General features: G+C 61.4%; 16 protein-coding genes and 1 pseudogene. 8 read left to right on the top strand and 9 right to left on the bottom strand.

Annotation, left to right across the window (positions count from 1 at the left end; genetic code table 11):
• Positions 1–30: 30 nt before the first annotated feature.
• Positions 31–220, bottom strand: a pseudogene (locus G5134_RS02965) (DUF3362 domain-containing protein); the annotation flags it as partial.
• A gap of 148 nt (positions 221–368) precedes the next feature.
• On the opposite strand from G5134_RS02965, the gene G5134_RS02960 reads away from it, so the two are divergent.
• Entirely contained in the window at positions 369–1,154 is a 786-nt protein-coding gene (locus G5134_RS02960; RefSeq protein WP_408751236.1) for a hypothetical protein, read from the top strand.
• A gap of 113 nt (positions 1,155–1,267) precedes the next feature.
• Here the strand turns inward: G5134_RS02960 and G5134_RS02955 are convergent, their stop codons facing one another.
• From G5134_RS02955 to G5134_RS02940, 4 genes are all read right to left on the bottom strand, one after another.
• Positions 1,268–3,691: a YgiQ family radical SAM protein gene (locus G5134_RS02955; RefSeq protein WP_421231855.1), complete on the bottom strand. Its 2,424-nt coding sequence runs from the start codon at positions 3,689–3,691 to the stop codon at positions 1,268–1,270.
• A gap of 137 nt (positions 3,692–3,828) precedes the next feature.
• Positions 3,829–4,200 carry a hypothetical protein gene (locus G5134_RS02950; RefSeq protein ID WP_010634698.1) on the bottom strand — a complete coding sequence of 124 codons (372 nt, stop codon included), beginning with the start codon at positions 4,198–4,200 and terminating at the stop codon, positions 3,829–3,831.
• 83 nt (positions 4,201–4,283) lie between these two features.
• A complete protein-coding gene (locus G5134_RS02945) occupies positions 4,284–7,403 on the bottom strand; it encodes an efflux RND transporter permease subunit (protein ID WP_065018209.1) in 3,120 nt (1,039 codons plus the stop codon).
• The gene (locus G5134_RS02940; RefSeq protein WP_019839117.1) at positions 7,403–8,452 is read right to left on the bottom strand and encodes an efflux RND transporter periplasmic adaptor subunit; all 1,050 of its coding nucleotides are present in this window, start codon (positions 8,450–8,452) and stop codon (positions 7,403–7,405) included. Before G5134_RS02940 ends, G5134_RS02945 begins: the two co-directional genes overlap by 1 nt.
• 208 nt (positions 8,453–8,660) lie before the next feature.
• On the opposite strand from G5134_RS02940, the gene G5134_RS02935 reads away from it, so the two are divergent.
• Both G5134_RS02935 and G5134_RS02930 read left to right on the top strand, forming a co-directional pair.
• The gene (locus G5134_RS02935; RefSeq protein ID WP_065018208.1) at positions 8,661–10,214 is read left to right on the top strand and encodes a sensor domain-containing diguanylate cyclase; all 1,554 of its coding nucleotides are present in this window, start codon (positions 8,661–8,663) and stop codon (positions 10,212–10,214) included.
• Between the two features lie 33 nt (positions 10,215–10,247).
• Positions 10,248–11,114 carry a patatin-like phospholipase family protein gene (locus G5134_RS02930; protein ID WP_005298608.1) on the top strand — a complete coding sequence of 289 codons (867 nt, stop codon included), beginning with the start codon at positions 10,248–10,250 and terminating at the stop codon, positions 11,112–11,114.
• Positions 11,115–11,199: 85 nt separating this feature from the next.
• Here G5134_RS02930 and G5134_RS02925 read toward each other — a convergent pair whose 3' ends face one another.
• Both G5134_RS02925 and G5134_RS02920 read right to left on the bottom strand, forming a co-directional pair.
• Positions 11,200–12,561 (bottom strand): sodium-dependent transporter, encoded by a 1,362-nt coding sequence (locus G5134_RS02925; protein ID WP_025202051.1) that lies wholly within the window; start codon positions 12,559–12,561, stop codon positions 11,200–11,202.
• Positions 12,562–12,765: 204 nt separating this feature from the next.
• Positions 12,766–13,032 (bottom strand): helix-turn-helix domain-containing protein, encoded by a 267-nt coding sequence (locus G5134_RS02920; RefSeq protein ID WP_005298604.1) that lies wholly within the window; start codon positions 13,030–13,032, stop codon positions 12,766–12,768.
• Between the two features lie 259 nt (positions 13,033–13,291).
• Here G5134_RS02920 and G5134_RS02915 point away from each other — a divergent pair, with 259 nt between their 5' ends.
• The 4 genes from G5134_RS02915 (at position 13,292) to G5134_RS02900 (ending at position 17,945) form a co-directional block, all read left to right on the top strand.
• On the top strand, positions 13,292–13,888 hold the full coding sequence (locus G5134_RS02915) for a hypothetical protein (protein ID WP_025202052.1): 597 nt from the start codon (positions 13,292–13,294) through the stop codon (positions 13,886–13,888).
• Between the two features lie 309 nt (positions 13,889–14,197).
• Positions 14,198–15,232, top strand: coding sequence for an OmpA family protein (locus tag G5134_RS02910; protein WP_017766527.1), 1,035 nt, complete (start codon positions 14,198–14,200; stop codon positions 15,230–15,232).
• 431 nt (positions 15,233–15,663) lie between these two features.
• Positions 15,664–16,665: a porin OmpA gene (gene ompA, locus G5134_RS02905; protein ID WP_005298595.1), complete on the top strand. Its 1,002-nt coding sequence runs from the start codon at positions 15,664–15,666 to the stop codon at positions 16,663–16,665.
• A 218-nt stretch (positions 16,666–16,883) separates the two neighbouring features.
• Positions 16,884–17,945 carry an OmpA family protein gene (locus G5134_RS02900; RefSeq protein WP_065018207.1) on the top strand — a complete coding sequence of 354 codons (1,062 nt, stop codon included), beginning with the start codon at positions 16,884–16,886 and terminating at the stop codon, positions 17,943–17,945.
• A gap of 129 nt (positions 17,946–18,074) precedes the next feature.
• Here G5134_RS02900 and G5134_RS02895 read toward each other — a convergent pair whose 3' ends face one another.
• Both G5134_RS02895 and G5134_RS02890 read right to left on the bottom strand, forming a co-directional pair.
• Complete coding sequence (locus tag G5134_RS02895) at positions 18,075–19,769, bottom strand: NAD-dependent malic enzyme (RefSeq protein ID WP_017765762.1); 1,695 nt, start codon at positions 19,767–19,769, stop codon at positions 18,075–18,077.
• Positions 19,770–19,837: 68 nt separating this feature from the next.
• Positions 19,838–20,695 (bottom strand): helix-turn-helix transcriptional regulator, encoded by an 858-nt coding sequence (locus G5134_RS02890; protein WP_065018206.1) that lies wholly within the window; start codon positions 20,693–20,695, stop codon positions 19,838–19,840.
• Between the two features lie 120 nt (positions 20,696–20,815).
• On the opposite strand from G5134_RS02890, the gene G5134_RS02885 reads away from it, so the two are divergent.
• Positions 20,816–22,195 (top strand): MATE family efflux transporter, encoded by a 1,380-nt coding sequence (locus G5134_RS02885; protein WP_065018205.1) that lies wholly within the window; start codon positions 20,816–20,818, stop codon positions 22,193–22,195.
• The last annotated feature ends 88 nt before the right edge of the window (positions 22,196–22,283 follow it).

The following is a 22,283-nucleotide window of genomic DNA, read 5'->3' as shown; positions in this document are numbered from 1 at the left end:
TTTTTTCTATCACTTTCCAATCAGGAAAACTCACCTCACCGGTCGCTTGGCTCCATTCCCTTTCGCCGCAGACTTGCCGCCCTGAGTGGCGGGTTTGGCACCCGGCTTGGCAGAGCAGCCTGCGCGGGTCGGGACCGTTGCCAATCAGGTAGCCCTCACCCATCTCCAGCAGGGCTTCGCGGATCACCGGCCAGCTGGCTGGGTCGTGATAACGCAGCAACAAAAAGCTGAGTGCCCATTTATCCTTGGTTAATTATTTCATAGCATTTAATATATAAATATTGGATATAGCAGGGATAATAAAAGTAAACATTATGGTGTAAGTTATATATCCACTTTATTTTTAGATAGGTTAAATGGTAAGAGACATGACATTTAGGTTGCTATTTTCATTCTTTATTTTTGCTAGTGCCAACGCATCTGCCGACCCATGTTACCAATACATGAGGTCACTTTTGGCAGCGGCAGAATTCAATGACCATGTCGAGATAGTACATGATGGAAAGACGTATCAGGGATCAACTCAGAATTATACGTGCAAGACATGGCCCGCGCATGACAATATGGTAATCATTGCTATTCCATTGCGCGCTCATGGTCAAATGATGTACTCCAGCCTGGATATTGTAGTGATTGATAGCAATGATATGGGAATAAAATATAGAACAGTGCGTCACGACCTCCTCGAACATGAGGATTATTCCGATGGAGACATGTTTATTGATACCGCACCATATCAGTTGAACTCTTCACATCTTGCGTTCGGCTTAAGAATTAACTGGGATACAAAGAGTCATCTTGTTACTACCTTGAACCTGTTCCAGCCGAAAGATAATGGGTCACTTGCCTTGGTTATAAAAGGATTGATTGTTGACTCCCACTATCGGCTTGGAAAAAGTAATCAGATATGCAGTCCTGAATATGCCGTCAGAAAATCATTGCTTCATGTCCGAAAAAATGACTCATCCTCTGGTTACAAGGATATTCTTCTGACCAGTATATCCACTAACACCAAGTCGACCGATAAATTTAATGGAAGAAGCGTGGAGTGTATTAATGAGGAATTTGAAACAGACCGACGAGTCGACACACTAATCTACGATGGGAAGGAATATAAAATCCCCCCTTACCTCTATTTTTATTACTCCTACTAACATAGCAATAACATTACTGGCATATTGAATATATGCGTATCCATTATTACTCTCTTAAAAAGGCGACCATCCGGTCGCCTTTTTATTTCAATCGCTCTGCTAATCAGCAAATATCACCGAGCCGGTCGCTTGGCGCCATTCCCTTTTGCCGCGGGCTTACTGCCCTGAGCGGCGGGTTTGGCACCCGGCTTGGCGGAGCCTGCTCGGGTCGGCGCCTTGCCTTTGTGAACGGGTTTCCCCTGCCCTGCCGGTTTACCCTGACTTGTGCCCTGCCCAGCACCCTGCGCGGCAGACTTGCCGTTGCCCGAGCCTTTCTGGAGCTGAGACCCCACCGGTTTGCCATTGCCCGTCTTGCCGCCATTTCGGCTGGCCGCCGGGGCATTGCCTGCACCGGCCTCGCTGCGAGCGGCCTTGTTGCCAGCCCCGTTGCTGCGCTGGTGGGTGATGGCACTGTGGCGGGTCAACGCGGGTTTCAAGCCCTTGCTGCGGCTGCGTTCGGCCTTGGCTTCGCCACGCCCTTCCGGCGGCACCAGGCAGTCGGGGCCGTTGCCGATCAGGTGGCCCTTGCCCATCTCCAGCAGGGCTTCGCGGATCATCGGCCAGCCGGCCGGATCGTGGTAGCGCAGCAGCGCCTTGTGCAGGCGACGGCGACGCTCCCCTTTCACCACGAACACGTCCCCGCCCTGGCGGCTCACCTTGTTGAGCGGGTTTTTCTCGGTGTAATACATGGTGGTGGCGTTGGCGAGCGGCGACGGGTAGAAGTTCTGCACCTGATCGAGCTTGAAGCGGTTGGACTTGATCCAGAGCGCCATGTTCACCATGTCTTCATCCGTGGTGCCCGGGTGGGCGGAGATGAAGTAGGGGATCAGGTACTGCTGCTTGCCCGCCTCTTTGGAATACTTGTCGAACAGCTCCTTGAAGCTGTAGTAACTGCCCATGCCCGGCTTCATCATCTTGGAGAGCGGGCCCTCCTCGGTGTGTTCCGGCGCGATCTTGAGGTAGCCGCCCACGTGGTACTTGGCCAGCTCCTTGATGTAGCGCGGATCTTCCACCGCGATGTCGTAACGCACCCCGGAGGCGATCAGGATCTTCTTGATGCCCTTGAGGTCGCGCGCCTTGCGATAGAGGTTGATGGTCGGGCTGTGGTCCGTGTCCATGTGCGGGCAGATGGTCGGCCAGACGCAGGAGGCGCGCCGACAGGTCTGCTCTGCCTTGGGGCTCTTGCAGCGGAGCTTGTACATGTTGGCGGTGGGGCCGCCCAGATCCGAGATGACGCCGGTAAAGCCCGGCACCTTGTCGCGGATCTCTTCGATTTCTTTCAAGATCGACTCTTCCGAGCGGCTCTGGATGATGCGCCCCTCGTGCTCGGTGATGGAGCAGAAGGAGCAGCCGCCGAAGCAGCCGCGCATGATGTTGACCGAGGTCTTGATCATGTCGTAGGCCGGGATCTTCTCGTTGCCATAGGCCGGGTGCGGCACCCGCTGGTAAGGCAGGCCGAACACCCCGTCCATCTCGTCGGTTTCGAGCGGGAAGGCGGGCGGGTTGACCCAGATGATGCGATCGCCGTGAGCCTGGGAGAGCGCGCGGGCGCAGCCCGGGTTGGTCTCGTGGTGCAGGATGCGCGACGCATGGGCGTAGAGCACCTTGTCCTCCTTCACCCGCTCGAACGCCGGCAGCTTGACGTAGGTCAGCTCCCAGGGTTTTTGCTTAGGGGGCTGCACCAGGATGGGCTTGGCCTCCTGCTCCACCGGCGCGGTGCCCTCGTCGTCGCTGCAGGGTGCCCCTTCCATATAGGGGTTGGGGATGGGATCGATGCGGCCAATCTGGTCGAGCTTGCTCGAATCCACCCCGCGCCAGCCCGGCAGCGGCTCCTTGCGGATGACGGCGGTGCCGCGAATGTCCTGCATGGTGTCGATGGTCTCGCCGCCTGCGATGCGGTGCGCCACCTCGATCAGCGGCCGCTCGGCGTTGCCGTAGATGAGGATGTCGGCCTTGGCGTCGATGAGGATCGAGCGGCGGATGGTCTCGGACCAGTAGTCGTAGTGGGCGATACGGCGCAGCGACGCCTCGATGCCGCCGATGACCACCGGCACCTCTTTATAGGCCTCTTTGCAGCGCTGGGTGTAGACCAGGGTGGCGCGGTCCGGCCGCTTGCCGCCCACATCACCGGGGGTATAGGCATCGTCGTGGCGCAGTTTCTTGTCGGCGGTGTAGCGGTTGATCATGGAGTCCATGTTGCCCGCGGTCACCCCGTAGAAGAGGTTCGGCTTGCCCAGGCGCATGAAGTCATCTTTCGATGACCAGTCCGGCTGGGCGATGATGCCGACCCGAAAACCCTGGGATTCGAGCATGCGGCCAATGACCGCCATGCCGAAGCTCGGGTGATCCACGTAGGCGTCGCCTGTCACCAGCACGATGTCGCAGCTGTCCCAGCCGAGCTTGTCCATCTCCACGCGGGACATGGGCAGGAAGGGCGCCGTGCCGTAGCACTCGGCCCAGTAACGGGGATAGGAGAAGAGGTTGGTAACCGGCTGCATTTTGACCACCTGGAACAATTCGGGTCGCGCATTATACCGGCAGAGCAAGGCGGGGGCGACGGCTTTTTGCCCCTACGATAGATGCGGAAAAGGCGAGCCAGCGGGGCTCGCCTGAAAAGTGCGGGTCAATGGTCGGCTCAGGCCAGGGCGCGGGCCAGCACGATACGGTTGTAGTGACGCTGCAGCAGCTGATAACCCCCCAGCAGGCACCAGACCAGGGCGGGCGCCAGGAACACCGGGTGGGTGGCCAGGCGCAACATCAGCAGGCCCAGCAGGATCAGCGCAAACGGTCGGCTCTCGTAGAGCCACAGCGGCCAGCCCTGCTTTCGCATCAGCCGATGCTTGTCTGGGCGGCGATAGGCGCCGCGCCGAAACCAGGCCAGCGAACCAGCCAGATAGAGTGCCAACCCGGCCAGCAACAGCCCCGGCTGATCGGCAATCCCCAACAAAAGCAAACCGCTGCCCATGTAGGCAAAGGGCAGCGGCTCATAAATGGCTGATGGCAACATGACTCACCTCGAGTATCAAACTGGCTACATATTAACCCGCAGCCATTTGCTTGCCAGCCTCTGCCCCTATATGGGGGGCCGCATCAGGCGGCCGGTTTGTCCTGCTGCGAGGCGCCCTCGCTGGCGGCCAGTGCCTCGTCCACCTGTTGATCCCGCGCGCCAGTCATGCCGGCCCGTCTGGCCAGCAGATGGTAGATGGCGGGCACCAGCAGCAGGGTCACCAGGGTCGCCAGAGAGAGACCGAAGAAGACCACTGTGCCCACCGACATCCGGCTTTCATACCCTGCCCCCATGGAGAGCATCAGCGGCACGGCCCCTATGATGGCGGTGAGCGAGGTCATCAGAATGGGGCGCAAGCGGCGCACCGAGCCTGCGACGATCGCCTCGTCAAACCCTTCGCCACGCTGGCGCAGCTGGTTGATGAACTCGACGATCAGGATGCCGTTCTTGGTCACCATGCCGATCAGCATGATCATGCCGATCTGGCTGTAGATGCTCATCTCCTGCCCCGTCAGCCAGAGGCCGAGCAAGCCGCCGAAGATGCCGAGCGGCACCGTCACCATCACCACCGCCGGGGTCAGCATGCTCTCGAACTGGGCCACCAGCACCAGATAGACCACCAGCAGGGCCAGAGCGAACACCATCACCATCTCACCCTGGTTATCGCGATAGTCCTTGGATTCGCCGGCATAATCCACCGTCATTCCGTTTGGCAGGTTGGCATTGGCCCAGCCGTCGAGGTAATCCAGCGCCTCACCCAGGGTGTGGCCCGGCGCCAGATCCGCAGTCAGGGTCACCGCCTTCTGGCGCTGGTAGTGGTTGAGGCGCTGCGGGCTCGCCACCTGCTTGACGGTGGCCAGGGTCGAGAGGGTCACCATCTCGCCGTTGGCCGCCTTGAGGTAGATGCGGCTCAAGTCGGAGACGCCGTTGAAGTCGCGCTGGTTGGCGCGCAGATAGACGTCGTACTCCTCCCCCCTGTCCACATAGGTGGTCTGGCTGATGCCGCCGAGCAGGGCCTGCAGGGAGCTCGCGACGGTGGAGACCGGGATGCCGAGCTGGTTGGCCCGATCCCGCTCTATGGTCACCTGCAGCTCCGGGGTCTTCTCGGCATAGTCGAGATCCGGCGTCTCCATCAGACCGCTCTGGGCTGCCGCCTCTTTCAGGGCCAACCCCTGCTGATAGAGCTCGGCGTAATCGGAGCCCTGCAGCACGAACTGCACCGCCGCGGTGGAGCCACCGCGAAAGCCCGGCTGGAAGGTACGGATCATCACGTCCGGAATGCCGGCCAGCCGCCCGCTCAGGGACTTGGCAAACTCGGTGGCGGTCTCATCCCGCTCGGCCCAGTCGGTGAGCTGGATGATGGCCATGCCGGTCTGATCGCCGCCGCGGCCGAAGGCCGGGGTGCTGAAGCTCATGGCCTGCACCACCCCCTTGCCGAGCAGCGGCATGATGGCCGCCTCCACCTGCTGCATGTTGCGCTTCATCCGCTCTATGCTGGTGCCCTCGGCCCCCTTGACGAAGACGTAGAGCACGCCCCGATCCTCGGTCGGGGTCAGGCTGGTGGGCAGTTGGGCAAACAGGGCGCCGATGCCGCCCAGGCAGAGCACCAGCACCAGCGGAGTCCAGCGCGAGTGGCGCAGCACGGCGCCAAGCAGAGTTCGATAGTGCTTCTCCACCCAGCCGAGGCCGCGATCGAGCGCCGCCGTCAGCCTGTTGGGTCTATCCACCGAGCGCATCAGCCAGGAGCCCATGGCCGGGGTCAGGGTGAGCGCGATCAGCGACGAAAAGAGCACCGCCAGGGATAGCAGGATGGCGAACTCGGTAAAGAGCCGCCCCACCATGCCATCCATGAAGGCGATGGGCACGAACACCATCACCAGCACGGCGGTGGTGGCGATCACCGCAAAGCCTACCTCGCGGGTGCCATGCCAGGCGGCCAGCAGGGGCGGTTCGCCCCGCTGCAGATGGTGGTGAATGTTCTCCACCACCACGATGGCGTCATCCACCACCAGACCGATGGCAAGAATGAGCGCCAACAGGGTGATGAGGTTGATGGAAAAGCCCAGATACCAGGCGCCGATAAAGGCGGAGATGAGGGAGACCGGCACCGTGATGGCCGGAATGAGGGTGGTGCGCCCCTGTCCCAGGAACAGGTAGAGCACGGCCACCACCAGCACGGCGCAGATGGCCAGCGTTTCGTACACCTCGTCGATGGCCTGCTTGATGAAGATGGTGGAGTCGTAGTCGACCTCCAGGGTCGCCCCCTCCGGCAGGAAGCGCTGCATCTCGGCCATCTTCTTCTCGACCCCCTGCGCCACCGCCAGCGGGTTGGCGGTGGACTGGGCGACGATGCCAATCCCTAGGCTCTCACGGCCGTTGCGCTGGTAGGCGCTGTCTTCGTTCTTGGCCCCCACCTCCACATCGGCTATGTCGGCCAGATAGATGCTCTGGCCGTTGGCGGCGGTGCGCACCTGCAGCGCCTGGAAATCGGCGGCGGTGTGATAGAGCCGGGCAATCTGCACCGCCATGGTCATGCTGTTGTTGCGGATCTCGCCGCCCGGCAGCTCAATGTTCTCGCGCTTGAGGGCGTCCTGCACGTCCGCCACCGTGACGCCACGCGCCGCCATGTCGGCCGGGCGCAGCCGCACGTACATCACCTGGGTCAGATCGCCGGAGAGGGACACCTCGCTCACCCCGTCCACCAGGCTCAGGGGATCCACCAGCACCCGGTTGGCGTAGTCGGTCATGGCGGTGCGGTCCATCTGGGTGCTGCTGAAGTTGAGCCAGACCGCTACGTCGCCGTTGCCGTTGTCCTTGGTGACCAGGGGTTCATCCACCTCGTCCGGCAGCTTGGGGCGAGCGCGAGAGATGGCGTCGCGCACATCGGAGATCCCCTCCACCATGTTCCAGCCGAGCTTGAACTCCACCGTGATGACAGAGCGTCCCTTGCGGGTCACCGAGTTGATGTTCTTGATGCCGCTGATGCCGGAGAGCTGATCCTCGATGGGCTTGGTGACCTGGCTCTCCATGACGGCGGGGGCGGCCCCCTCGTACATGGTGGTGATGGAGACGGACGGGGTCTGCACGTCCGGCATCTCCCGCACCGTCAGCTTGGAAAACGCCACCAGACCGAACACGGTGAGCAGCGCGCTCAGCACCACCGCCACCAGCGGGCGGCGCACGGAAATATCGGAGAGCCACATCAGCCTTTGACCTCCGCCAGATCGTGCACGCTGACGCCGTCACGCAGGTTGACCAGTCCCTCGACCACGATGCGATCGCCCACCTTGAGCCCTTCGGTCACCCACACCTCTTCGCCATGGGTATCCCCCAGCACCACGGGCACCCGCTTGACCTTGCCATTGGGTTCGAGACGATAGACGAAGCGCTGCTCGCCGGCATACTCCACCGACTGGGCCGGGATCAGGGTCATCTTCTGTGGCGGTAGGGAGAGTTCGACGTTGAGCAGCATGCCGGGGCGCAGCTGGCCGTCGGGATTGGGGATGATCACCCGCGCCTTGATGTTCTGGGTATCGTTGGAGACGCGGCTGTCCAGCGTCTCCAGCACGCCGCGAAAAGATTGGTCAGGCCAGGCCGAACTGGTCGCCGTCACCGCCATGCCGGGGCGCAGCAGGGAGAGGTAGCGCTCGGGCACCGCCAGATCGAGCCGCAGCTTGGCCAGTTCGTCCAGGTGGAGCAGGGTATCGCCGCTGTTGACCAGGGCCCCTTCGCTCAGATCGATGAGGCTGACCGAGCCGTCGAACGGCGCCAGCAGGGTGCGCAGGGAAAGCTCGTACTTGGCGGCATCGGCGCGGGCCTGAGCCTGGGCGACCGTGGCCTCCTGCCCCTCCAGCTCGGAGGTGGTGATGGCGCCGCGCGCCACCAGCCGGCGCATGTCCCGCAGCTTGCGGGTCTCGTCGCGCACGCTGGCGCTCTGCTCGGCCAGCTCGGCCTGCTGCTTGCCGGCGTCGAGGGCGATCAGCACGTCCCCCTGCTTGACCTGCTGGCCGGAGCGCACCGCTATCTTGACGATGCGGCCGGTCACCTCGGGGCTGATCACCACGGAGCGGTTGGCGGCCAGCTTGCTCACCAGCTTGATGGAGGGTTCGGCCAGGCTCTGGCTGACCGTCTGCGCCCTGATGTTGACCTGACGTGGCTGGGGTTTGCCGGCAGGGGCAAAGTGGCGGTAATACCAGCCGGCGGAAATCAGCAGAGAGAGGCAGGCAAGCACCAGCCAAGTACGCATTTTCATCAAGCAATCCATGAAATTAAGAGAAAAGAGGGCACTTCATCAATGATGGTCACCATGTTACCCCCTGACTATGCCGTGACTATGTATAAATGTGACAAAACGTAACAGAAACGGCGATATTTGATTGAAATAGCAGTAGCAGAAGACGGGCTTCACGATTGTGCCCTAAACTGATGCTCCGAACCTGTCCGGATCCCGCCTAACACCTATGCCTGAACCCAGCTCTCATTTTGTTACCTATCGTCTGCAATGGCTGCTCTGCGCCTTCGTCGCCCTGCTGCTTGCCATCACTCTCAAGCTGACCCTGACCCAGGTCACCGACCATTATCAGAGCGACACCCTCAGCACCGCCTCCCGCCTGAAATCCCAGTTTCAACAGATGGAAACCTTTCTCGAGGCCATGCGCGGTCAGGCAGAAGAGCGGCTGCGCAGCAACCCGCAATCCGCCCTCACTCTCCAGCTCTACGGCGCCCTGCGGGAGAATGGCGACCAGGGTTTTGCGCTGGATCGGGTGCCAGCCGACCTGCCCAAGGGACTGAGCGGCAACCTGACCGGGCTGGGATCACTGCCAGCCCCCGGCAGCGAGCGGGCCGCCAGACTGCACCTGGCGCTGAGCCTCTCCCCCCTGCTCTCCACCGCCAGCAAGCTGCTGGGGGACAAGGTCGGCTGGATCTACTTCACCGGGGTCGATGACTTCCTCTACCTCTACCCCTGGGTTCCCTCCAGCCAGTTCCATTTTCAGCGCAGCATCTATCTCAAGTCCTACTGGCAGGATGCCCTGAAGCAGAAAGAGAAGAGCCTGCGCGCCACCGTCTCGCGCCCCTACGAGGACTTTGCCGGGGCGGGGCAGATGATCACCCTGTCACAGCCCATCGTGAAGGATCAGGTGCTGGTGGGTGTCATCAGCATCGACGTGCTGCTCTCCCGGCTCGAGCAGCTGCTGCGAGAGTCTACTCCCGGTATAGGCACCCTGTTTCTGGTCAACCAGCATCAACAGATCCTGGCCAGCAGCGTGAAGGAGGCAGGTCTGCGCCCAAAGCCGATGGCGACGCAGGCTGGCTATCGCTGGCACCAGGGGGCGTTTCAGTTCCAGCACGCCATTCCTGACACCGAGCTCACCCTGCTCCACCGCGTCCCTTTGCCTTCCCTGCTGTGGGCCCTGCTCAGTCAGTCCGCACCAACCCTGATCGCCCTCTTCTTCATGGCCTGGGCCGTGCTCGCCAACCTCAAGTCTCGCCGTCTGAACCGGCAGCTAGATTACCTCTCCAGTCACGATGCCCTGACCGGCGCCTTCAACCGCCACTACTTCGACGAGTTCGAGCGCCGCCATCAACAGCGCGGGGGCAGCGTCGGGGTGATCATGTTCGACTGCGATCACTTCAAGCAGGTCAACGACCGCTTTGGCCACGAGGTGGGCGACCAGGTACTGATCCAGCTGGTGCGCCTGTGCCAGCAGCACCTGCGGCGGGAAGATGCCTTGATCCGCTGGGGCGGCGAGGAGTTTCTGCTGCTGGCTGCCAAAGGGGGCGAACCACTCGACCAGCTGGCCGAACGGTTGCGCCAGCACATCGCCAGTCACCCCTGGCAGGCGCTGGCGCCAGCGCTGGCTGTCACCATCAGCCTCGGCTATCACCACGGCAGCGCCGAGACGCCGCTGCAGGAGGGCATCAGGCGGGCCGACGTGGCGCTCTACCAGGCCAAGGCCAACGGGCGCAATCGCAGTGAACCCTGGCAGGATGACGGCGCCGGCAACTGCGGGTAAGCTGATCCCCTCACTCATGTTCGGAGAGACAAAGTGGCACGAAAACCCCGTGTGGGACTGGCTCTTGGCAGCGGCGCAGCCCGTGGATGGGCACACATCGGCATCATACGGGCGCTGGAGCGGCTCGGTGTCAAACCGGATCTGGTGGCCGGCTGCTCCATCGGCAGCTTTGTCGGCGCCGCCTATGCCGCCGGTGAACTGGACAAGCTGGAGAGCTGGGTGCGCGGCTTCAGCCGCTTGCAGGTGGTCAGCCTGCTCGATCCGGCCCTCTCCGGCGGCCTGTTTCGCGGCGAAAAGGTGTTCGGCATCGCCGCCAACCACTTAGGGGATCCCGCCATCGAGAGCCTGCCGCTCCCCTTCGCCTGCGTCGCCACCGAACTCGACACCGGCCGCGAGATCTGGTTGCAGCAGGGGCCGCTGCGCCAGTGCGTGCGCGCCTCCTGCGGCATGCCCGGCATCCTGACCCCGACCCGGGTCGACGATCGCTGGCTGGTGGACGGCGCCGTGGTCAACCCGGTGCCCATCTCGCTGGCTCGCGCCATGGGGGCCGAGGTGGTGATCGCCGTCAACCTCAACGCCGACATGCACCAACCCTGGACCGACGAGCCGGACGAACCGAGTGGCGGCAACCGCTTCAGCCAGTGGTTCAACCGGGGCGACAGCCCCAACACACCCGGCATGTGGAGCGTGATGACCGGCTCCATCAACATCATGCAGGAGCGCATCACCCGCGCTAGGATGGCCGGCGACCCGCCCGAGATCCAGCTCTGCCCGCGCCTTGGCAGCTTCTCCATCATGGATTTCCACCGCGCCAGCGATGCCATCAACGAAGGCGAAGCCTGCGTCGAGCGCAACGCCGATCAGCTCAAGGAAGAGTTATCCCGCTTAGGCCTCATCTAGCACGGTTCACCGGATCCGCATCACCAACAAAAAGAGCGCCTTGCGGCGCTCTTTTGCTATGGGAACTGTGGCCAAGCACAGCTGGCTAGAACAGCCCCAACCCCTTGAGCATCACGATCAGGATCAACAGCGGCGACACGTAACGGATGATGAAGAAGAGCGGCTTGAGGATGGCCAACTCCAGCTCGCCACCGTTGGTCAGCGCCTCCTTCATCCGCTCGAAACCCCACACCCAGCCCACGAACAGGCAGAGGAAGATGCCGCCAAGGGGCATCAATACGTTGGAGGAGACGAAATCGAACAGGTCGAAGAAGGTCTTGCCGGCGATATGAACGTCCGCCAGCGAGCTGTTGGAAAGCGCGCAGGTCGACCCCACCGCCCCCAGCACCAGCAAATTGAGCAGGGTCGCCTTGGGGCGGCTCATGCGAAATCGCTCTGACACCACCGAGACCGGTACTTCCAGGATGGAAAGCATGGCACCGGTGGCGGCAATGGCGGAGAGCACGAAGAACAGCACCATGAACAGGTGGCCGAACGGAATGCTGGCAAACACCGCCGGTATGGTGATGAACAGCAGGGAGGGACCGGCAGTGGGCTCAAAGCCGAAGGCGAATACCGCCGGGAAGATGGCGATGCCGGCCAGCATGGAGACGAACAGATCGGCGCACATCACCCGGAAGGTGGTCAGCGGGATATTCTGATCATCCCGAAAGTAGCTGCCATAGGTCATCATGCAGCCCATGCCGATGGAGAGTTTGAAGAAGGCGAGCCCCATGGCGGTCAGCACCACCCCGGCGGTGATCTTGGAGAGATCCGGCGAAAACAGAAAGTGCAGCCCCTGACTGGCCCCGGGCAGGGTCAGGCTGCGGATGCCGATGACCAGCAGCAGGATGAAGAGCACCGGCATCAGCTTCTTGGTGACCGCCTCGATCCCCTTGGAGACCCCCATCAGCAGGATGCCCCCCATCAGGATCAGCACCAGCCACTGCCAAAGCAGGCTCTGCAATGGGTCGCTTATCAGCGCCCCGAAGGCCGCCCCGGTCACCTTGGGATCGGTCGACAGGATGGAGCCGTCAACGGCCTTGAAGATGTAGGCAAAGACCCAGGCCGCCACTTCGGAGTAGAAGGACATGATAAGGAAGGCGGCCAGCACCCCCATCAGGGCGATCAACCACCAGGGCTGCCCCTTGGGGGCCAGCTTGCTGAGGGTGGTGACGGCATCGGACTTGCCTTTGCGGCCCAGCATGATCTCCGAGATCATCACCGGCAGGCCGACCAGCAGGGTGGCGATGACATAGACCAGCAAGAAACCGGCACCGCCGTTTTCGCCCGTCAGGTAGGGAAACTTCCAGATATTTCCCAGCCCGACGGCTGAGCCCAGGGTGGCGGCAAGGACGCCGAATTTGCTGGTAAAGCCATCTCTGGCCTTGGGGGTGATTTGACTCATGCTTGTCTCACTGTGCGCATCATGCGAGGGGTACTGCTAATTTTAGCGGTCGGAATTTTCTGAGGATTGATTCGGCTTGCCAAGGTATTTTCGTGAAAAGCCTTGGTGAGAGCACAAATAGCCAAATTTAATTAAATCAATAATAAATATGATGAATAAAAAATGCCGCCTCGAGGGCGGCATTTTTGTCAGGGCTCAATCAGCTCAAGCCTTGGCAATATCGTCCGGGCCGATCTGGCCGATCTCGGCGACTTTCTTGTCAGCCAGCAGCCAGAGGGTGAACTTGTGCAGTTCCGGGTGGTGAGCCAGGGCCACCAGGAAGGCGCCACCAACTTCACGATAACCCAGCTCATAGTTCTTCAGGGTGGTCGGGGGAACGCCCAGCAGATCAGCAAACTTGGGACGGCTCAGGCCGACTGCTTCACGGATCTGACGGATCTTCTTACCAACAGTTACGATATTTGAATTCATATTGTTCCATACTCCGTACGGCGGATTGACTCCACCTTTATTTTTCGCGACGACTCGTAGTCAAGTGTATCAGTTTTGAACGGACTCGTTATGGTCGAGTCTCTATCTTTAATCAGCGTCTTTCGACGACAACCCTTGCAAACATCGGGGATGGTAATCGCTCAACCGCCTCAGGTAAACAGTCTCGAAAAGAAACCTTTATTGTTGCCACAGGAATTACTCGTATAATCCGCGGGCTATCCCTTAAGAGTAAGAACCCATGGCACTTCCCGGCATAATCTCCTGTTTACACCCGGTATCCTCCCCCGCAGAACTCAGTCGCCAATTGCAGCAAGGCCAGCAGACACGCGCCGAAGCCTTCTGGTTGCCTGCCGCCCTGAACGATCAGGCGGCAGCAGTTTTGGCTGCGCTGGATGACAAGAGCAGCCTGTTTCTCGACCAGCCCGTTGCCGGACTTTCCCTGCGCAGCCACGACGGCGTCATGCAGGAAGCGGGAACCCTGCTGCTTGGCAATGGCCAGCAGCTGACACTGGCCAGCACAAAAGGGGATGGCGGCCTGGTCCCCACCAACGCGCTTGCCGAGATGGCCGACTGGCTCGAGGCGGGCCACCGCCACTTTTGCTGTTCAGCTGCAGTACAGCCTGTGGCCCGGGCCATCCTCAATATCTGGCCCCTGGATCCCTACCTGGCCCGGCATTTTTTGGTCAGTTTTACACCCTTACTGTGCGAAGCAACCGAGGCCGATTATCTGGCGGTGTTCCAGGCGAGGGAATCTCCCGCCATGGCGCAATCTGACTGGGTTCAGGCCTATATGAAACTCGAAAAGAGACTGCACAGATCCTATTTGGATCACTAATTAATCTGGATAAACAGCCAGTTACCCACACGACACAATCTGCCATATGGATTATGTGTGAGCTTGATCATGTTTTGAATTCGGCATAGAGTGCGCCACGTCATCGGAATGACACCGGCTGTTCGTGAAGGGGTGAACCATTGTTTTGGCAATGTCCCCCGCTCGCTAGTGCACCAGGAATGCGTGCCTCCCGGAAGGAACCGGGATCCCTGCCAGACTCAACGCTGTTGTTCGGCAGAGCCTGCAGCTTACATAAATTAAAAAGTGCGAAGCACGTGAACAACGTGCCATCTCAACGAGGATTTTTTTATGATGAAAATGGCTCCTTCCCTGATCGCCATCGCCATGGCTGCCATGGGTGCAACTGCCGCTCACGCCGCTGACGACATCTACTTCGGTGCCGGTGCCGGTGCTGCCCACTTCAACGGTCTGAACAAGATCGGTGGTGGCGGTTACGCTGGTACTGAAGACGCTGCTGCTGCCAACGCCTTCGTCGGTTACAACTTCACCGAAAACTTCGGTACCGAATTCGGTTACCAGTACGCTGGCCGCGGCAACACCGACGGTCTGCGTTACGAGAACCAGGGTGCCACCCTGTCCGGTATCGCTCGTCTGCCGCTGGGCGGCGACTTCTCCGCTTTCGCTGAAGGCGGCGCCTACTGGGCTCACACCGACGGTCTGGGCACCAGCGACACCAAAGTATCCCCGCTGGCCGGCCTGGGCGTGACCTACAAGGTCAACGACGCGCTGGATCTGCAAGCTCGCTACCGCTACATGTGGGACGTGGCTGACCTGCACGCAGGCGACGCCCCGGACGACGTACGCTACAAGTCCAACCAGAGCGTTGCGACCCTGGAAGCCGTATACCACCCGTTCCGTACTTCCTACGTAGCTCCGGCTCCGGCTCCGGTTGTTGAAGAAGCCCCGGCCCCGGCTCCGCAGGTAGTTGAGAAGAACTTCGCCCTGAACTCCGACGTGCTGTTCGCCTTTGGCAAAGACAGCCTGAAGCCGGAAGGCGTTGCTGCCCTGAACGCTCTGTACCAGCAGATCGTTGAGTTCCAGCCGAAAGATGGCAACGCTGTTGTCGTTGGTTACACCGACCGTATCGGTTCCGACGCCTACAACCAGAAGCTGTCTGAAGCCCGTGCCCGCACCGTTGCCAACTTCCTGGTCAGCAAGGGTATGGCTGCCAGCAAGGTTGCCATCGAAGGTCGTGGCGAAGCCAACCCGGTTACCGGCACCAAGTGCAATGGCGTGAAAGCCAAAGCTCAGCTGATCTCCTGCCTGGCTCCGGACCGTCGCGTAGAAGTTCGCGTATCTGGCGTACAAGAAGTTCAGAAGTAATCTGACTCCGTTCAGATAATGCGAAAAGGGGATGCCACGGCATCCCCTTTTGTTTGCCCGCCGCCTGTTTTTGAGCAAAAACACAGCAACTAGCGTCACTTCCTGTCAAATCGTTTCCCTCGGCTTCCTTCTCCATAATCACCGCAGCGCCGCGCCAGTGCTGGATATCTGTACAGAAACTTGATCCGTGCGAGTCAAAAGAATACAGTAAACCCGCTTGTAAGGTATTGGATGAACTATTAAAAGTGCATTCGGCCCGGTTAGTTGTCCATGAAGCCAAGGCTTCGTGAGTATCCAGGAACCATCTCTTTTTTCATTCAGACCAACCGTGGTTCACCATGGAGGTCGCAGCGTGACTGTCATCTGCGGCCGGTATAACTGAAAGAGTGCGCAGTACGCCCTAGCACGGCAAACTCAACGAGGATAAAACGATGAAAATGAAAATGGCACCCACCCTGATTGCTCTGGCCATTGCAGCCATGGGCACCACCACCGCTCAAGCCTCCAACGACTGGTACACAGGTATGGGCGCAGGTTGGGCTTATGGTCACGACCTGGACGACTTCGGCAAAGACGCAGACAAGGACGCCACCGCGCTCTCCCTGTTTGGTGGCTACAACTTCAACGAGAACTTCGGCGCCGAGCTGGGTTACCTCTATGCCGGCAAAGGCGGTGTAGACGGCGTTGACTTCAAGACCCAGGGCGCGACCCTGTCCGGTCTGGCCCGTCTGCCGCTCGGCGACATCTTCTCCGTGTTTGCAGAAGGCGGCGCCTACTTCAACCACGTCAACGGCAACGGCAGCAGCGACAACGGTACAGCCCCGCTGGCCGGTCTGGGCGTGACCGCCAAGCTCTCCGACCTGCTCGATCTGCAAGCCCGCTACCGCTACATGTGGAACCTGGGTGACGAGCAGAAGACCTGGGAAACCGACATGAGCGTGGCCACCCTGGAGCTGGTGATGCACCCTAACCGCACCACCTATGTGGCCCCCGTGCCCGCCCCGGCACCCGAGCCCGTTCCTGAGCCGGTGATGGTCGACAAGAACTTCTCCCTGAGCTCGGACGTGCTGTTTGCCTTCGGCAAATCCACTCTGAAGCCGGAAGGTGTGGCCGCCCTGAACACCCTGTATCAGCAGATCGTTGACGTTCAGCCCAAAGATGGCAGCGCCGTGGTCGTCGGTTACACCGACCGCATCGGCTCCGAAGCCTACAACCTGAAGCTGTCCGAAGCCCGTGCCCGCACCGTGGCCGACTTCCTGGTCGGCAAGGGTCTGCCGGCTGGCAAGGTCTCCATCGAGGGTCAAGGCAAGGCCAACCCGGTCACCGGTACCCAGTGCAACGGCATCAAGGCCAAGGCTCAGCTGATCTCCTGCCTGGCGCCGGATCGTCGCGTTGAAGTGCGCGTCACCGGTGTACAGCAAGTTCAACAGTAAGTCGTCAGCCCGCTGACCATGAAGGAGGCCATCAGGCCTCCTTTTTTATTCCCCTCGCCAGGCCCGTCATCCTGGTCCGCTTTTGTACGCATTTCTGTGCACATTTCCTGCCAACCTGCCCCGTCAGCTGGTTAAACGCCCTGCATCACCTATAAATAGTGGTGGTTGTACTCAACAGGGCTTGTGCCCTACTACACCAGCATCGACGAGGATACGCGATGAACATAAAAGTAAAACCGGTTTGGATTGCATTGGCATTGGCGGCCACGGGTGCCCAGGCGGCGCCGGACAACGACTGGTACGCCGGGGTGGGGGGTGGCTGGGCCATCGCTCACGACCTGGGTGACTTTGGCAAGGATGCGAGCAAGGACGCCACCGCGCTCTCCCTGTTCGGCGGCTACAACTTCACCGAGAACCTGGGAGGTGAACTGGGTTACCTGTCGACCGGCAACTGGGATGTGCAGGGCAATGACTTCAGCAGCCAGGGCGCCACCCTGTCGGTGATTGGGCGGCTGCCGCTGGGGGATATCTTCTCGGTGTTCGCCGAGGGCGGTGGTTACCTCTACCACGTCAAATCCGTCAACGGCGGTGACAACAACCTGGCTCCGCTGGCCGGTCTCGGCCTCACCGCCAAGCTGCACGACTGGGTCGACATCCAGGCCCGCTACCGCTATCTGGTCCGGGTCGGCGACGATCCCGACAACGACAAGGTTGGCAGCGGTACCCAGCGCTGGGTCAGCGACATCAGCACCGCCACCCTGGAGCTGGTGATCCACCCCAATCGCAGCAAACCGGTCGAGCCGGCCCCAGCGCCCATGGTCGTTCCCCCGCCACCGCCCGCCCCCGAGCCGGTGGACCAGACCTTCAACCTGAGCTCGGACGTGCTGTTTGCGTTCGGCAAGGCGGATCTCAAGCCGGAGGGGATGCAGGCACTCGACTCGCTCTACCAGCAGATCGTCGACGTCCAGCCCAAGGATGGCAGCGCCGTGGTGATGGGTTACACCGACCGCATAGGCACGGATGCCAACAACCAGAGGCTATCGGAGGCCCGCGCCAGCACGGTTGCCAACTTCCTGATCGGCAAGGGGTTGCCCGCCGACAAGGTGAGTATCCAGGGCAATGGCGAGAGCAACCCGGTCACCGGCAGCCAGTGTGATGCCATCAAGGCCAAAGCCGCCCTCATCGACTGCCTGGCCCCGGATCGCCGGGTGGAAGTGCGGGTCACGGGTACCCAGGGGAGCGCCGAGCCCGCCGCACCTGAGATACCAGCAGAGCAGTGAACCAGGCCGAGCAGAGGACCGGACGTGTGACGAGGTGCAGATGACTGCGCGCCGGCCAGCGAGCCCGCCACGCCATGCACAAAAAAGGGATGCCGAGGCATCCCTTTTGCTTTGCACCTTTGCGCAGGGTCAGAAGGAGGTGCGGCGATAGCGACGGTACTCTGGGCGCCAGAAGTTCGCCTCGATGGCCTGATCGATCACCTCGTCCGGGGTCTGCACCGCCTTGCCCTGCAGCATGGCGGTCTTGGCCACCATCTTGGCGATGTAGCGGGAAACCTCATGAATGTCCGCCAGATCCGGCAGCAAGGAGCCCTCCTCCCCCTTCACCAGCGGTGAGCACTCCGCCAGCGCGCGGCTGGCCGACATCAGCATGGCGTCGGTCACCCGGGTGGCGCCGGCGGCGATGACGCCAAGGCCAATCCCCGGGAAGATGAAGGAGTTATTGCACTGGGCGATGACGTAGCGCTTGCCCTTGTACTCCACCGGTGCAAACGGGCTGCCGGTGGCCACCAGCGCCTGACCGTCAGTCCAGCGGATGAGGTCGGCCGGGGTGGCTTCCACCCGGGAGGTGGGGTTGGAGAGCGGGAAGATGATGGGGCGGGCACAGTGCTTGTGCATGGTCTTGACCACCTCTTCGGTGAACAGCCCCGGCTGGCCGGAAACCCCGATCAGGATGTCAGGACGACCGTGCTCCATCACCTCCAGCAGGGAGATGTTGTCCCCCACCGGCCAGTCGGCGATGCGCTCCACCGGCTGGGAGAGACGGCGCTGGAAGTCGAGCTGGTTGGGGATCTTGTCGGTGATGAGACCGAATCTGTCCACCATGAAGACCCGGCTGCGAGCCTGGGCATCGGTCAGCCCCTCGGCTTTCATCTGCGCCACGATCTGCTCGGCGATGCCGCAACCGGCGCTGCCCGCGCCGAGGAAGGCAACCCGCTTCTCGGAGAGCTTGGCGCCGGAGGCCTTGCAGGCGGCGATGAGGCTGCCGAGGGTCACGGCGGCGGTGCCCTGAATGTCATCGTTGAAGCAGCAGAGCTCGTTCTTGTAGCGATTGAGCAGCGGCATGGCGTTGTTCTGGGCGAAGTCCTCGAACTGCAGCAGGATGTCGGGCCAGCGGCGCTTGACCGCCTGAATGAAGGCGTCGACGAACTCGGCATACTCTTCGCCCGAGATGCGCGGATTGCGCCAGCCCATGTAGAAGGGGTCATTCAGCAACTGCTGGTTGTTGGTGCCCACGTCCAGCACCACCGGCAGGCAGTAAGCCGGCGAGATGCCACCGCAAGCGGTGTAGAGCGACAGCTTGCCGATGGGAATGCCCATGCCGCCGATGCCCTGATCGCCGAGGCCCAGGATCCGCTCACCGTCGGTGACCACGATCACCTTGACGTTCTGCTTGGTGGCGTTTTGCAGCATGTCATCGATCCTGTCCTTGTCCGGATAGGAGATGAACAGGCCGCGGGCGCGGCGGTAGATGTTGGAGAACTCCTCGCACGCCTTGCCGACGGTCGGGGTGTAGATGACCGGCAGCATCTCGGTCAGGTGGTTGGTCAGCAGCCGGTAGAACAGCGTCTCGTTGGTGTCCTGGATGTTGCGCAGGTAGATGTGCTTGTCCATGTCGTTGCCGAACGCCATGAACTGACGGTAGGCCCGCTCGGCCTGCTCTTCGATGGTCTCGATATTCTGGGGTAGCAGGCCTTCGAGGTTGAAGTTGCTGCGCTCTTCGCTGGTGAAGGCGCTGCCCTTGTTGAGCAGCGGGGTCTCCAGCAGGGCCGGACCGGCATAGGGAATATAGAGGGGACGTTTCTGGTTATTATCTTCAAACATGGATCGGGTACCTAAACGATGACCTGGACGAAGGAGTCCGCCGATCCTATGGGCTTGCGCCGTTAATTTCAAAGAGTTTGCACATCCGTTGCAAAAGGTTTGCGACCCAGGCGACGAAAGGCGCCAGGGGTCAGACCAGTGAGCCGGCGAAAGCGGTTGGCAAAGTTGGCGCCGTCGCTGTAACCGACCCGGCCGGCCAGCTCACCCAGCGGCCAGTTGGTATAGAGCAGCAGCTGGCGCGCCTTGTTCATACGAAGCTCGGTGAGCCAGGCCATGGGGCTCATGCCGAACACCTGCCGACAGAGCCGGTGCAGGTGGGGCACCGAGCAGGCCATCTGATCGGCCAGCAAGGCCACACTCCAGGGCTCGTCGAGGCGTGCCTCCACCCGCCGAAACAACGCCTGTAACCGGATCTCGGGGGTGCCGCGCACCTCCCCCTGCAGGGTGCGCTCCAGGAGCGCCAGCAGCAGGCTCAGCAGCTGGGGCTGCAGCGGTGAACGCACCCCCTCCCCCTGCATCAGGCTGAGCAGATGATAGAGCGGCTCCCCCTCTTCCCCCTGCCAGATGCGGTGACCGAGCCGGTGCAGGTGCTGCCAGCGCGGCACGTCGTCAAGCAGGATCCAGCTGGTGCGCCACTGCGCCCCCACCAGCTTGAGGCCGCCCGGCACTGCCGCCGGCAAGAAGATGAGCGAACCGGCCGGGATGGGCTGCTCGCCGTCATCGGTGAGCAGGGCGCCCCCCTCGTCGTGGCTCACCATCAGGATGTGAAACTCCGGCCGGTTGCGGCGGATCAGGTAGTGATCGCGGATGTGCGACAGCCCGGTCAGGAAGATGCCCGCCTCCCCGAGCAGTGGCAGCCCTTCGCGCCCCAGCATTCGCTCCTCGCAGGCCGGGGCGATTTCCAGACACTCGCTGACAAACGGCATAGCACCTCAACAGGATAGTTTTGCACAAGAAAGCCGAGAGAGGCTCACAGTGAAGCCACCCGCTACTCCCCCTATCATACCCATGACAAACCTTGCTTTTTATCTACCCGGTTAACATAAATGAATTATTGGCAAGCGATTTTAAAACAAACCACCGATCGCGAGTTCATGACCCGATTGTGGCGGCTGGCCCTGCCGGTCTCGCTGCAATCCATGATGTTCTCCCTGCTCGGTCTCATCGACATCATGATGGTGAGCCAGCTTGGCACCACGGCTGTGGCGGCGGTCGGCTTGGGTAACCGGGTCTTCTTCTTCAATCTGCTGGTGATAGCGGGGCTCTCTGGCGGGGTCTCGGTGTTGGCGGCACAATATTACGGCCGCGGCGAGATGGCCGGGGTGCGCCGCTCGCTGGCGCTGGCGCTGGTGGGGGCCCTGGCGGTGAGCCTGCCATTTGCCCTCGTCTATCTGCTCTCACCTGGCAGCGTGCTCGGCTTTGCCAGCCAGGAGCCCGCGCTGCGCGAGCTGGCGGACGAGTTTTTGATGATCACCGGTGCCACCATCCTCTGCACCGCAGTGGTGGTGCCGCTGGAGTCGGCGCTGCGCTCGGTCGGCAATGCCGCCGCCCCGACGCGCATCGGCATCATCGCCATCATCGCCAACGTCATCCTCAACTACGCCCTCATCTTCGGCCATTTCGGTTTCGAGGCGATGGGGGTGGCCGGCTCGGCCTGGGGCACCACGATTTCGCGGCTGCTGCAGACTGCGCTGCTGCTGTGCTATGTGTGGCGCATCGAACCCCGTCTTATCCCGCGTAAGCAAGACTGGCTGGCCGCCTTCAAGCGCAAGGAGGTGGTGCGCTTCACCCTGATCGCCCTGCCGCTGCTGCTGCACGACGGGCTCTGGGCCTTCGGCATGCTGCTCTACGGCTTTCTTTACGCCCACCTCGGCACCGACTCGCTGGCCATCATGACCACCCTCGGCACCCTCGAGAGCATCCTCATCTCCCTCTTCTTCGGGTTGGCGGTGGCCTGCTCCACCCTGCTCGGCCACCGGCTCGGGGCCGAGGAGTACGAGGTCGCCTGGCAGCACTCCCAGCTCTTCCTGCTGCTTGCCCCCATCGGTGCCCTGCTGGTGGGGATCGCGGTCTGGCTGCTGCAGACCCACCTGCTGCAGTGGGTCGGCAACCTGCCGGGCGAGCTGATGACGGAGGCTGGCCAGGTGCTCGCCATCCTGTGTCTGGGCATGTTGCTCAAGGTGTTCAACATGGTGGGCATCGTCGGGGTATTGCGCTCGGGCGGGGATGTGAACTACAGCATCTTCATCGACATCGTCGGCATGTGGTGCATCGGCCTGCCGCTCGCCTGGGGAGCGGTCAACCTGCTCGGCTGGCCCCTCTCCTGGGTGGTGGCGGTGATCCTGCTGGAGGAGCTCAGCAAGGTGTTGCTGGTGCAGCGCCGCATCCGTCAGCGCCGCTGGCTGCGCAATCTGGTGCTGGGATAAGGGAAGAGAGCAAAGCGGGAAAATGCGGGGTCATATCAATGACAGAAAATCCCGCTTTGCAGTATGCTGGCCTCCTCTTCAATCAGAG

The organism is Aeromonas sp. 600276 (genome assembly GCF_049175815.1).
GTDB classification, from domain to species: domain Bacteria; phylum Pseudomonadota; class Gammaproteobacteria; order Enterobacterales; family Aeromonadaceae; genus Aeromonas; species Aeromonas dhakensis.
This window is presented reverse-complemented; position numbering and strand designations above follow the sequence as displayed.

What these genes read in the sequence shown, in the direction of transcription:
- G5134_RS02895 (WP_017765762.1), bottom strand. Translation starts at nt 19,769, where the DNA reads ATGTTTGAAGATAATAACCAGAAACGTCCCCTCTATATTCCCTATGCC.
- G5134_RS02955 (WP_421231855.1), bottom strand. Translation starts at nt 3,691, where the DNA reads ATGCAGCCGGTTACCAACCTCTTCTCCTATCCCCGTTACTGGGCCGAG.
- G5134_RS02925 (WP_025202051.1), bottom strand. Translation starts at nt 12,561, where the DNA reads ATGAGTCAAATCACCCCCAAGGCCAGAGATGGCTTTACCAGCAAATTC.
- G5134_RS02920 (WP_005298604.1), bottom strand. Translation starts at nt 13,032, where the DNA reads ATGAATTCAAATATCGTAACTGTTGGTAAGAAGATCCGTCAGATCCGT.
- G5134_RS02890 (WP_065018206.1), bottom strand. Translation starts at nt 20,695, where the DNA reads ATGCCGTTTGTCAGCGAGTGTCTGGAAATCGCCCCGGCCTGCGAGGAG.
- G5134_RS02940 (WP_019839117.1), bottom strand. Translation starts at nt 8,452, where the DNA reads ATGAAAATGCGTACTTGGCTGGTGCTTGCCTGCCTCTCTCTGCTGATT.
- G5134_RS02885 (WP_065018205.1), top strand. Translation starts at nt 20,816, where the DNA reads ATGAATTATTGGCAAGCGATTTTAAAACAAACCACCGATCGCGAGTTC.
- G5134_RS02910 (WP_017766527.1), top strand. Translation starts at nt 14,198, where the DNA reads ATGATGAAAATGGCTCCTTCCCTGATCGCCATCGCCATGGCTGCCATG.
- ompA (WP_005298595.1), top strand. Translation starts at nt 15,664, where the DNA reads ATGAAAATGAAAATGGCACCCACCCTGATTGCTCTGGCCATTGCAGCC.
- G5134_RS02945 (WP_065018209.1), bottom strand. Translation starts at nt 7,403, where the DNA reads ATGTGGCTCTCCGATATTTCCGTGCGCCGCCCGCTGGTGGCGGTGGTG.
- G5134_RS02935 (WP_065018208.1), top strand. Translation starts at nt 8,661, where the DNA reads ATGCCTGAACCCAGCTCTCATTTTGTTACCTATCGTCTGCAATGGCTG.
- G5134_RS02960 (WP_408751236.1), top strand. Translation starts at nt 369, where the DNA reads ATGACATTTAGGTTGCTATTTTCATTCTTTATTTTTGCTAGTGCCAAC.
- G5134_RS02900 (WP_065018207.1), top strand. Translation starts at nt 16,884, where the DNA reads ATGAACATAAAAGTAAAACCGGTTTGGATTGCATTGGCATTGGCGGCC.
- G5134_RS02950 (WP_010634698.1), bottom strand. Translation starts at nt 4,200, where the DNA reads ATGTTGCCATCAGCCATTTATGAGCCGCTGCCCTTTGCCTACATGGGC.
- G5134_RS02915 (WP_025202052.1), top strand. Translation starts at nt 13,292, where the DNA reads ATGGCACTTCCCGGCATAATCTCCTGTTTACACCCGGTATCCTCCCCC.